Here is an 11,415-nt window from a genome sequence, read left to right as displayed (position 1 = left end):
GAAATACAAAACGCCCGATGATGTTCATCAGGCGTTTTACAGACAAAAAACTGTCAACCTATATCAGGACTAGTCAATGATCCGTTCGATCAGCTGGCTTTGCGCTCATGCGCCTGGCGGTAAGCCACCAGATCTTCAATCGTGACTACCGCCATATTATGCTGGCCTGCAAACGCGATACACTCCGGCGCGCGCGCCATCGTCCCATCGTCGTTAGTCAACTCGCACAGTACACCTGCAGGTTTAAAACCGGCCAGCGTCATCAGATCGATGGTCGCCTCCGTATGACCGCCGCGCGTCAGCACGCCACCCGCCTGAGCGCGCAGTGGGAAAACGTGCCCCGGACGGTTAAGATCGGACGGTTTTGCGCCATCCTTAATTGCCGCACGCACCGTAGTGACACGGTCAGCGGCGGAAACGCCGGTGGTCACGCCTTCTGCGGCTTCAATGGTCACGGTAAAACCGGTGCCGTAGGCGCTGGTGTTGTTTTCCACCATCATTGGCAAGTCGAGCTGCTTACGACGATCTTCAGTAATACACAGACAAACAATACCGCTACCGTGACGAATGGTTAACGCCATCTGTTCTACGGTCATCGTCTCTGCGGGGAAAATCATATCGCCTTCGTTTTCACGATCTTCATCATCAAGCACCATCACACCGCGTCCTTCACGCAGCGCATCCAGTGCAAGTTCAACACGTTCAAAAGGCGTACCAAAAGAGGAAAGTAGCGTCTGATTCATGGTAAAAAAACCTCATTAACATTATGGTTACCAGAATCAGGGCAGTCTTAGGAGTGCCGACAAGCGGCAAAAAAATAACGTGAGCGGGTCCATGCCCGACTGGATCGTTACCCTCTCCCATCCGGACTTTAACCGTCGGCCCCGGAATTACACCGGATCTGCTGACCTTTTCGCTATGGCAAAAAGCGCTCGCGGGCTTTCAACCTGCTCTCCGCGTTCCGTCACGGCGCGCCGTGATGAGAAATGCGTTAAACATCGCCGATTTACCGCCGGTGGGGAATTTCGCCCCGCCCTGAGAATAAGCGGGTTAACTATAACGCTATTGATTACCTTCATCAACGCCTTTACTCCGTATGACGTCACACAATTCTGGTTTATGGCGTCCACATATCGCACTACAATAAGAGCTAACACTTACCAGTTCAGGGAAACCACAATGATTGACCCGAAAAAAATTGAGCAAATCGCACGCCAGGTTCATGAGTCAATGCCGAAAGGTATTCGCGAGTTCGGGGAAGATATCGAGAAAAAAATCCGTCAAACGCTGCAATCTCAGCTGACGCGTCTCGATCTGGTGAGCCGCGAAGAGTTTGATGTCCAGACTCAGGTCTTGCTGCGCACCCGGGAAAAACTGGCGCTGCTGGAGCAACGCCTCAGCGAACTGGAAGCTCGCGACAAGCCTGAAGAAGTAAAACCTGCGCCCGCCATCCCGCCAGTCGATCCACAAGAGTAAAAACGTGAACGGGCCTGACGGCCCGCTCATATAAGATCTGAATAATGTCCTGCGCCTGTATAAGGGAGCCTGCATTAGTGTTCTAATTCTAACCTTTTCGCCTGAGTCGCCTGCTGGCAGTAAAGCGCGTAACGCTTGCAAAACCAGTCGCGATGCTCCTCGTCCATATTGCCGGTTACCGCCTGGATATCAACAGGACGCCCCTCCGCCTGCATTCTGGCAAAACTGCGCGCCAGAAAATCGAAATTATTTAATGAATAGACGTTATTGTTGTTCATCAGCATACCCTCCAGTTATTGAATTCTGTTAAGGCTATATGCTTTTTCTGATTTCAGTATTTCCCTATATGTACGGCGGTTTTATACATAACGTGCGCAAATTTAATGCGCAAAATCACAATATTCGCCAAAGATAACGACGGATAAATCGCTTTTCGGACTTAAGGAGATATGGGTCACATGATATTGTAACGCAATGAAATAACAAGCATGAAAATTATCACGCGAACATCCTTCTGAAGGCGGCGACAAGGATAGAAAATATGACCTTATTTGCGGAGTATAACAGCCCCTATCTGTTTGCCATCGCGTTCGTTTTCTTTATCGGCGTGCTGGAGATGATTTCGCTGATTTTTGGCCACTTTCTTTCAGGCGCGCTCGACGCCCATCTCGATCATTATGACGCCCTGTCATCCGGCCCTGCGGGCCAGGCGCTTCATTATCTGAATATTGGACGCGTTCCCGCCCTGGTCGTCCTCTGTCTATTGGCCGGTTATTTCGGCCTCTTCGGTATCCTCATCCAGCATGGCGGGATCATGCTCTGGCAAGCGCCGCTCAGCAATCTGCTGCTGGTCCCGTTGAGCATTGTCCTGTCGGTCTTTGCCGTGCATTACAGCGGAAAAATCCTCGCGCCCTGGCTACCCAGAGATGAAAGCTCCGCCCTCCGGGAAGAGGAATTTATCGGCGGCATGGCGATTATTACCGGCCACGCCGCCGTCGCCGGTACACCTTGCGAAGGAAAATTTACCGATAAGTTCGGCCAGATTCACTATTTACTGCTGGAACCCGAAAAGGGAAAAGAATTTAAAAAAGGAGACAAGGTGCTGATTGTCTGCCGACTTTCCGCAACGCGTTATTTGGCTGAGCGTACCTTCTATGTTTAATTGAGAGGAACTTACATAATGGATGATGTTTTTGGCATATTGCCATCATGGATGTTTACCGCCATCGTTGCGGTTATCGTCTTACTAATTATCGGGATCATTTTTGCTCGCCTCTATCGCCGCGCATCTGCGGAACAGGCATTTGTCCGTACCGGGCTTGGCGGGCAAAAAGTGGTGATGAGCGGCGGCGCTATTGTGATGCCAATCTTTCACGAAATTATTCCGATCAATATGAATACCCTAAAACTTGAAGTCAGCCGTGCTACCGTCGACAGCCTGATCACCAAAGATCGTATGCGCGTTGACGTGGTCGTTGCTTTCTTCGTGCGTGTAAAACCCTCTGTTGAAGGTATTGCCACCGCCGCACAAACGCTTGGCCAGCGAACGCTGTCGCCGGAAGATCTTCGTATGCTGGTTGAGGATAAATTCGTTGACGCCTTACGCGCTACCGCGGCCCAGATGACGATGCATGAGCTACAGGATACGCGTGAAAACTTCGTTCAGGGCGTACAAAACACCGTTGCGGAAGATTTGTCGAAAAACGGCCTGGAGCTGGAAAGTGTCTCATTAACCAACTTTAACCAAACGTCCAAAGAGCATTTCAATCCAAACAATGCCTTTGATGCCGAAGGTCTGACGAAACTGACGCAGGAAACCGAACGCCGCCGTCGTGAACGTAATGAAGTGGAACAGGATGTGGAAGTGGCGGTGCGCGAAAAGAACCGCGACGCGCTTGAGCGCAAGCTGGAAATCGAGCAACAAGAAGCCTTTATGACTCTGGAGCAGGAGCAACAGGTTAAAACCCGCACCGCCGAACAAAACGCTAAAATTGCCGCTTTTGAGGCCGAGCGCCATCGTGAAGCAGAACAGACGCGCATTCTTGCTGAGCGGCAGATCCAGGAGACGGAGATCGAACGTGAGCAAGCAGTACGGTCCAGGAAAGTTGAGGCCGAGCGTGAAGTACGTATTAAAGAGATCGAACAGCAACAGGTGACAGAAATCGCCAACCAGACGAAATCTATCGCCATTGCCGCCAAATCCGAGCAGCAATCGCAAGCGGAAGCGCGCGCCAACGACGCGCTGGCCGATGCGGTTCGCGCCCAGCAAAACGTAGAAACCACCCGCCAGACCGCCGAAGCGGATCGCGCCAAGCAGGTCGCTCTGATCGCCGCGGCGCAGGATGCGGAAACCAAAGCGGTCGAACTGACCGTTCGGGCAAAAGCAGAGAAAGAAGCGGCAGAATTGCAAGCCGCCGCTATCATCGAACTGGCGGAAGCAACGCGTAAAAAAGGTCTGGCGGAAGCCGAAGCGCAACGGGCGCTGAATGACGCTATCAACGTGCTTTCTGACGAACAAACCAGCCTCAAATTTAAACTAGCGCTCTTACAATCGTTGCCTGCTGTTATTGAGAAGTCTGTTGAACCGATGAAATCCATCGACGGCATTAAGATTATTCAGGTCGATGGCCTCAATCGCAGCGCGACGGCGGGCGACGTCGCCGCTGGCGGCGCTAACGGGGGAAACCTGGCGGAACAAGCCTTATCTGCCACGCTCACCTATCGTACCCAGGCACCGCTGATCGATTCGCTGTTAAACGAGATTGGCATCGCTGGCGGCTCGCTAAAGGCGCTGACCACGCCGTTGGTTTCATCGGCAACGGATGAGATTAATCGCGAAGCAACGGTAAAAGAGCAATAACTCCCCGCTATATCTCCTGTCCCTGGCCATAAGGCCGGGGATTTTTTTATCTTTTTTCCACCTTGTCTGTACAAAGCGTTATGACCAGCAGGCCATTTTGCGTAGGCGATCCAGTAACGCAAAATCGGCGGGATAAAGCCCTTGCGCCAGACAGGCCACTCACCAACAATCGCGATGTCAGCAAGGGGCTGAAACGGGAAAGCCCCTCCCGAGGAAGGGGCTTTAATAAGGAAAGGGTTATGATGCACCAAGTCATCATACTGATTGTTCTGTTACTGATAAGTTTCGCAGCTTACTAACAGCCAATCAGAGGGGGGAGAGATCCCCTCTCACCCTTATTCCTTTACTTTAGGTCGAAAAAAAAGCAGCGTCAACCGCGAGATACGCGTCGAAACAAAATGTCCGACGCGCCTTCAAAATCAGCGCCCGCCGCGTCTGTAACGCCTGATGTCGCGGTTTTACTTCTCGCTCTCGGTCTGGATCTTTTTGATGATATTGGTCGTGGAACAACCATCTTCGAAGTTCAGCACCATGACTTCGCCGCCGTTGGCCCAGACCTCTTCGCTGCCCGCGATCTCTTCCGGCTTATAGTCGCCGCCTTTTACCAGCAGATCCGGCAGAATACCGGCAATCAGTCGTTGCGGCGTATCCTCTTCAAAAGAGACAACCCAGTCGACTGACTCCAGCGCGCCCAGCACGATCATACGCTGTTCGAGCGGATTAACCGGACGGCTTTCGCCTTTCAGGCGTTTAGTCGAGGCGTCACTATTGACCGCAACAATCAGGCGGTCGCCCAATTTGCGCGCGTTCGCCAGATAAGAGACGTGGCCCGCGTGCAGAATATCGAAAACGCCGTTGGTCATGACCACTTTCTCGCCACGCTTACGCGCGCTGGCGACGGCCTGTCTCAACTCCTCTTCGGTCATAACGCCGAAGCCGGTATCCGCGCGTCCGCGCACTGCGTTTTCCAGCTCAATAGGGGAAACCGTTGACGTCCCGAGTTTACCTACCACTACGCCCGCCGCCGCATTGGCGAAATAACACGCCTCTTCCAGGGTATTTCCCGCCGCCAGCGTCGCCGCCAGCACGCCGATCACCGTATCGCCCGCACCGGTAACATCATAAACTTCCTGCGCCTGCGTCGGCATATGTAGCGGCGCTTTATTCGGTTGCAGCAGCGTCATTCCCTGTTCGGAACGCGTGACCAACAGCGCGGAAAGGTCGTAATCGGCAATGAGCTTCATGCCGCGTTCAACCAGTTCGTCTTCGCTTTTACATTTCCCCGCGACCGCCTCGAATTCAGAAAGGTTTGGCGTCAGCAGCGTGGCGCCGCGGTAACGTTCAAAATCCGTTCCTTTCGGATCGATGAGCACCGGCACGCCCGCCTGGCGCGCCAGGGAAATCATAGTCTGCACGCTGGTCAGAGCGCCTTTGGCATAATCGGACAACACCAGCGCGCCGATCGATCCCAGCGCCTGGTTGATACGCTCATGCAACGGCTGCGGGTCCACCCCCTCAAAGCCTTCTTCAAAATCAAGACGAATGAGCTGCTGATTACGTGATAGCACGCGCAGTTTAGTAATTGTCGGATGCGTCGGCACAGAAACGAAGTCGCACTTCACATTGACCTCCGCCAACGTTTTGCTCAGCGCGCGCGCGGCGTCATCAATACCCGTCAGGCCGACCAGACGGGCGTTCGCTCCCAGAGACGCAATGTTCATCGCCACGTTCGCCGCGCCGCCCGGACGTTCCTCAACGGTATTTACCTTAACCACGGGCACCGGCGCCTCCGGTGAAATACGGCAAGTGGGGCCATACCAATAGCGATCCAGCATTACATCACCCACAACCATGACGCCTGCACGTTCAAACGCTGGCAGATTTACTTTCATTCCTGTCTCCTGAGAGATTCAAAATTTGCGCGCGATAATAGCATAATTCAAACGGCTACCAGCCACTTCCGCCAGCTTGCCTGCACCAGCGCGCGCTCTTTGCTAAAACACGTCTGCGCCACATGACCGGGAAGCTCCTGCAACGCCAGGTGGTGCAGTTCATCACGCAGTGTGGTGTAGGCTACCGTCAGCGCCTGCGCCTCGTGTTCATCCATAATGCCGTTTTGCGCCAGAAGCTCCAGGATGCGCACGTTATCAGACCATCGCGTTAATTTAGGTTTTTCATGAGCGTAGCGCAGTACCAGATATTGCGCGATAAACTCAATATCCGTAATACCGCCTTCATCAGCTTTAATATCAAAACGATCACGATGCTTATTGCCGAGATGCGCCCGCATTTTCTCGCGCATTTCACGCACTTCAGTCTGCAATGTCTTGCCGTCGCGCGCCGTCGTCATGATAGTGCGGCGTACCGCATCAAACTGTGAGGTAAGCTGCGGGTCGCCATATACCACGCGAGCGCGTACCAACGCCTGATGTTCCCAGGTCCAGGCTTCATGCTGCTGATAATCGGCAAACGCGTCCGCTGAAGTCACCAGCATTCCCGCCGCGCCAGAGGGGCGTAGACGCGCATCCACCTCATACAAAATGCCGGAGGAGGTGCGCGTACTGAACAGATGCATAATGCGCTGCGCCAGGCGCAGATAAAACTGCCGCCCGTCGATTTCGCGTTCGCCGTTGGTCATGACGTCCATCGGACAGTCATGCAGGAAGATGAGATCCAGATCGGAACTGTAGCCCAGCTCCCATCCGCCCAACTTGCCATAACCGACAACCGCAAACCCCCGCCCCTGGCGCTCGTCCAGATGCGCTGGCTGACCATAACGCGCAACCATTTGCGTCCACGCCTGCTGCACCACAGCATCAATCATCGCCTCCGCCAGCCATGTGAGGTGATCGCTCACTTTCATCACCGGCAGCGTACCGGCAATATCCGCCGCCGCAATCCGCAAAAGCTGTGCCTGTTTAAACTGGCGTAATGCCTCCAGTTGTTGTTCTTCGTCTTCTTCCGGCACGCGCAGTAAATATTGACGTAATTCGTCGCGGTAAGCGTCGGTAGCCGTCGGCTGATAAAGCGTGCCGGGGTCGAGCAGTTCATCAAGCAACAACGGATAACGCGCCAATTGGCTCGCTATCATTGGCGAAGCGGCGCAGAGCATAATCAGGTGTTTCAGCGCGCCGGGAAATTCGCTCAGCAGCTCCAGATAGGTGGTGCGAGTGACAATCCCCGCCAGCAACGGCGTTATCCGCGATAGCGTAACAGCGGCGTCTTCGCGGGAACAAACGTCAGCAAGCAGGTGCGGCATCAGTTGGTCCAGCACCTGCCGCCCGCGCGGGCCGATAGGGCGTTTATCCAGTTCCTTACGGAAGTCAGCGATGAGGGTCAGAACCTGTCGCCGATCCTCATCGGCTAAATGCGCCAGCACTGGCGTCGAATCATCCTCCTGTAGCGCATCCTGCCATACTTCACGCCACGGCTCTGAACGTTCTTCCTCCTGCGGGGTATCGGCTTCATCATCGCCAATTAATTCGTTGAATACGCGGCGTACATTAGCCATATGATCCGTCAGTTCGCCAACAAGCTGCGGCCAGTTCTCCGCCTTCATTCCCCAGGCCAGCCGCGCCCGATTCAGATCGTCGGCAGGCAACGTTTGCGTCTGTTCGTCATTGATGCTTTGCAGCAGATTCTCCAGACGACGTAGAAAAAGATAGGCCACGCGCAGTTGCGCCACGTCATTCTCAGGCAGCAAATGCAGCGCAGCGATAGCATCCAGCGTTGGCAGTAACGAACGCGACTGTAGCGACGGCTCGCGCCCGCCGCGGATGAGCTGGAATACCTGCACGATAAACTCAATTTCCCGAATACCGCCCGCGCCAAGTTTAATGTTGTCCTTCAAACCGCGGCGTCGCACTTCGCGGGCGATCATCCCTTTCATATTACGTAGCGACTGGATGACGCTGAAATCGATATAGCGGCGGAAAACGAAAGGCCGCAGCATGGCGCGTAATTCACGAGACCAGGCGTCGTCGTTATCGCCCATTAGCCGCGCTTTCACCATGGCGTAGCGTTCCCAGTCGCGTCCTTGCTCCTGATAGTAATCCTCCAGCGCGGCAAAACTCAGTACCAGCGGGCCGCTGTCGCCAAACGGTCGCAGGCGCATGTCCACCCGATAGACAAAACCATCCATTGTGGGCTGATCCAGCGCTTTGATCAGCCGCTGCCCGAGACGTGTAAAAAACTGGGCGTTATCGAGTTCACGACGCCCGCCCCGGGTCTCGCCATGTTCCGGCCAGGCGAAAATCAGATCGATATCAGACGAAAAATTCAGTTCGCCGCCGCCCAGCTTGCCCATGCCTAAAATCAACAGCGGCTGCGGAACGCCCTGCGGGTTACAGGGGGTTCCCCATTCGCGGCAACAGGCGGCATACAGCCAGTCGCGCGCCCCCACAATGAGCGTCTCCGCCAGATGGCTCAACTGTTGTAAAATAGTCTCATCGTCCACCAGCGACAGCGTCTGCGCCCAGGCGATGCGTACCATGATGCGACGACGAAAAAACCTCAGTTCACGCATCAGCGAGGCGTCGTCACAGACACCTGCCAACGCCTCCTGTAACCAGCCAGCATAATGTCGCCATTCATCAGCCTGCGGCGATGCGGATTCCAGTTCGGCAAGCCACTCCGGATGCGCTATCACGCTATCCAGCGCAAAATCGCTAAATGTAAGTACTGACTTCGCCTGCACGCTAAGCGATGTCTCAGTAAATCCTTCTGGTAGGCGCTCAACAACGGTCTGCCAGTACTGCGATAAGGGTGAAGAGAGCGGCGTCATTTAGGGGATATCCTTTAAATAATGCCGGATGGCGGCGTTTCGCCTGATCCGGCCTACAAGTCCGCATACCGTAAGCCTGATAAGCGCAGCGTCATCAGGCGCTTTCTACGGTTCTGATTATCGTTTTCCGCTGTGCAACCAGAACGGCTGCTGGTTAATGGCCTCATTACGGAAATGTTCAATTTCAATACGTTGTCCGGTAAGAATGGCGTGACGCAATCCCTGCCAGTTTTCCAGCCATGCCTGCGCGACCATCGCATCATAATACCCGGCCAGCAGTAAAACGCTGTCGATATCGCGAGTCAAACGCGGCAACTGGTCGCGATACTTATCACCCAGCGGTTGTCCAAAAACTTTTTTTAATTCAGCAGCATGACGAGAAAGATGAATGTCGGCAAAACGCTTAAAAGAATCGGCCATTTTGGCCTGCGCCTTCGCGTCCAGAAATGGCTGCCAAGCTTTCGTCACCAGCCATTCCGTCAATGCCAGTTTCGCCATCGCCGTTTGCGTACTATAAACGGCTGTGACGGCGGACACCGCAGATGTCATCGTCGCTTCCGCCTGGGTAAGTAGATCACGTAAGTGAGTGCTCGCTTTACGCGGAACAATGCCACCAAAAAGCATTAAGGCATGGCGCACTAATCCCATAGCATCCAGCACGTGTTCTTTCGCCGACTCGTCGCCGCGCAGCCAGAGCTCTTCATGGTACTGCCACTGTGACAACGCCAGATCCAGCGAGGCCTCCAGCCCTTGCTCTACCGTGGCTTTCGCGGCAGTCCGCAGAATTGCCGTTGGTGTATTCTCTCGCGGCGCATTCCCCTGCGCCAGGTGATAACCTCGCGCCGCCTTACTCAGACTGCCCTGACGCAAACCGGTTTGCGACAGCAGTTGCTTCGCCAGTTTTAACACGGCGCGCGTATCGCCGCGAAGCAACTCAAGCTCCAGCTCACAAATCGGTTCGGCAAACTCGCCCGCTTTTACGTCGCCAAGATCGAGCGCAATTTCAATCCTGCTGCCGTCAACGTCCAGACACCATTTTTCCCGGTAAAAATCGGTACTGAACAGCGGCTGTACGCTTGATGCCAGGCCGGCGGGCAGGTTGCCATCCGGCCAGACCTCCGCCGGAAGTTGCGTCAGATCCAGCACGGGTTCGCTTAGCGCGACATTGTATTCGGGTCGCTGGTGCAGCCCGCCCGTTACCCGGCCGGCAATTTTCATGGTCATTTCATAGCGCCCATTTTCACCACGAATACGCAGCCCCATATCATGGCGGCGTAGCCAGTTATCAGGCGTTTCGAAGTAGATATTCAGCAACTGGCTGGGCGCATGATGCTCGCCGCCGAGCGTATGAAGATGATTTCGCAGCGCATCTACGGCGTCGTGATTGACGATAAACTTTAATTCGATTTCCTGAGCCATGGCCTTGTACTTATGGGTTATGTCACATCTGGGAAGATTCTTGGCGAACTTACCCGCATTATTTTTGTCAGTAGATAGTATTTTGCGCCAAATTGCCATGCAACGAGCAATTTGACGGGCGTAAAAGTTTGACGTAGCGGCAAAGGCGACACAGATGATTCCGATTGATGTCGACTACTTTGCGTAGCGACACTGATGCCGTTACTATCGTTCCACTTTCTCTGACAATAACGACAGCCTGATGCCAAAATTACGCCTGATTGGACTAACTTTACTTGCGCTTAGCGCCACCGCCGTCTCTCATGCTGAAGAGACGCGTTACGTTTCTGATGAACTGAATACCTGGGTCCGCAGCGGTCCGGGAGATAATTATCGCCTTGTGGGTACCGTCAACGCCGGCGAGGAAGTCACGCTCTTACAGAGCGATGCCAACTATGGTCAAATCAAAGACAGTTCTGGTCGTACTGCCTGGATACCGTTAAAAGAACTGAATACTACGCCAAGCCTGCGTACCCGCGTGCCGGATCTGGAAAATCAGGTCAAAACGTTGACCGATAAACTTAACAATATTGATACCACGTGGAATCAGCGCACCGCCGATATGCAGCAGAAAGTGGCGCAAAGCGACAGCGTCATCAACGGGCTAAAAGAAGAGAACCAGAAGCTGAAAAACGAGCTGATTGTCGCGCAGAAAAAAGTTAGCGCCGCGAATCTGCAACTGGATGACAAACAGCGCACCATTATTATGCAGTGGTTTATGTATGGCGGCGGCATATTGGGTATTGGCTTGCTGTTAGGGCTGGTGCTGCCGCATATGATCCCAAGCCGTAAACGCAAAGACCGCTGGATGAACTAAATCGCCTTCTCTGCGGCACTG

10 protein-coding genes and 1 riboswitch are annotated in these 11,415 nt (G+C 54.0%); of the genes, 5 read left to right on the top strand and 5 right to left on the bottom strand.

Annotation, left to right across the window (positions count from 1 at the left end; genetic code table 11):
• Positions 1 to 89: 89 nt before the first annotated feature.
• Complete coding sequence (ribB, locus tag ACLJRU_RS16760) at positions 90 to 743, bottom strand: 3,4-dihydroxy-2-butanone-4-phosphate synthase (protein ID WP_001076978.1); 654 nt, start codon at positions 741 to 743, stop codon at positions 90 to 92.
• A gap of 105 nt (positions 744 to 848) precedes the next feature.
• Positions 849 to 1,047: riboswitch (FMN riboswitch) on the bottom strand.
• A gap of 132 nt (positions 1,048 to 1,179) precedes the next feature.
• Between ribB and ubiK the strand changes: the two genes are divergently transcribed.
• Positions 1,180 to 1,476 carry a ubiquinone biosynthesis accessory factor UbiK gene (gene ubiK / locus ACLJRU_RS16755; protein ID WP_000566824.1) on the top strand — a complete coding sequence of 99 codons (297 nt, stop codon included), beginning with the start codon at positions 1,180 to 1,182 and terminating at the stop codon, positions 1,474 to 1,476.
• 74 nt (positions 1,477 to 1,550) lie between these two features.
• Here the strand turns inward: ubiK and glgS are convergent, their stop codons facing one another.
• Positions 1,551 to 1,760, bottom strand: coding sequence for a cell surface composition regulator GlgS (gene glgS / locus ACLJRU_RS16750; protein ID WP_000928927.1), 210 nt, complete (start codon positions 1,758 to 1,760; stop codon positions 1,551 to 1,553).
• 257 nt (positions 1,761 to 2,017) lie between these two features.
• On the opposite strand from glgS, the gene ACLJRU_RS16745 reads away from it, so the two are divergent.
• From ACLJRU_RS16745 to ACLJRU_RS16735, 3 genes are all read left to right on the top strand, one after another.
• The gene (locus ACLJRU_RS16745) at positions 2,018 to 2,638 is read left to right on the top strand and encodes an OB-fold-containig protein (RefSeq protein ID WP_000171739.1); all 621 of its coding nucleotides are present in this window, start codon (positions 2,018 to 2,020) and stop codon (positions 2,636 to 2,638) included.
• Positions 2,639 to 2,656: 18 nt separating this feature from the next.
• Positions 2,657 to 4,336 carry a flotillin family protein gene (locus ACLJRU_RS16740; RefSeq protein WP_023235299.1) on the top strand — a complete coding sequence of 560 codons (1,680 nt, stop codon included), beginning with the start codon at positions 2,657 to 2,659 and terminating at the stop codon, positions 4,334 to 4,336.
• A 239-nt stretch (positions 4,337 to 4,575) separates the two neighbouring features.
• Positions 4,576 to 4,635, top strand: coding sequence for a type I toxin-antitoxin system Ibs family toxin (locus tag ACLJRU_RS16735; protein WP_001804776.1), 60 nt, complete (start codon positions 4,576 to 4,578; stop codon positions 4,633 to 4,635).
• A gap of 159 nt (positions 4,636 to 4,794) precedes the next feature.
• Here ACLJRU_RS16735 and hldE read toward each other — a convergent pair whose 3' ends face one another.
• The 3 genes from hldE to ACLJRU_RS16720 form a co-directional block, all read right to left on the bottom strand.
• On the bottom strand, positions 4,795 to 6,228 hold the full coding sequence (gene hldE, locus ACLJRU_RS16730; RefSeq protein ID WP_000867682.1) for a bifunctional D-glycero-beta-D-manno-heptose-7-phosphate kinase/D-glycero-beta-D-manno-heptose 1-phosphate adenylyltransferase HldE: 1,434 nt from the start codon (positions 6,226 to 6,228) through the stop codon (positions 4,795 to 4,797).
• Positions 6,229 to 6,275: 47 nt separating this feature from the next.
• Entirely contained in the window at positions 6,276 to 9,119 is a 2,844-nt protein-coding gene (glnE, locus tag ACLJRU_RS16725; RefSeq protein WP_000188306.1) for a bifunctional [glutamate--ammonia ligase]-adenylyl-L-tyrosine phosphorylase/[glutamate--ammonia-ligase] adenylyltransferase, read from the bottom strand.
• Between the two features lie 117 nt (positions 9,120 to 9,236).
• Positions 9,237 to 10,538, bottom strand: coding sequence for an inorganic triphosphatase (locus ACLJRU_RS16720; RefSeq protein WP_000046226.1), 1,302 nt, complete (start codon positions 10,536 to 10,538; stop codon positions 9,237 to 9,239).
• Between the two features lie 241 nt (positions 10,539 to 10,779).
• On the opposite strand from ACLJRU_RS16720, the gene ACLJRU_RS16715 reads away from it, so the two are divergent.
• On the top strand, positions 10,780 to 11,394 hold the full coding sequence (locus tag ACLJRU_RS16715; protein ID WP_187790661.1) for a TIGR04211 family SH3 domain-containing protein: 615 nt from the start codon (positions 10,780 to 10,782) through the stop codon (positions 11,392 to 11,394).
• Positions 11,395 to 11,415: the final 21 nt, after the last annotated feature.

The organism is Salmonella sp. SAL00653, from assembly GCF_046552515.1.
In the GTDB taxonomy this organism is placed as follows: Bacteria; Pseudomonadota; Gammaproteobacteria; order Enterobacterales; family Enterobacteriaceae; genus Salmonella; species Salmonella enterica.
The sequence above is the reverse complement of the archived record's forward strand: the minus strand, read 5'-3'. Positions and strand labels throughout refer to the sequence as shown.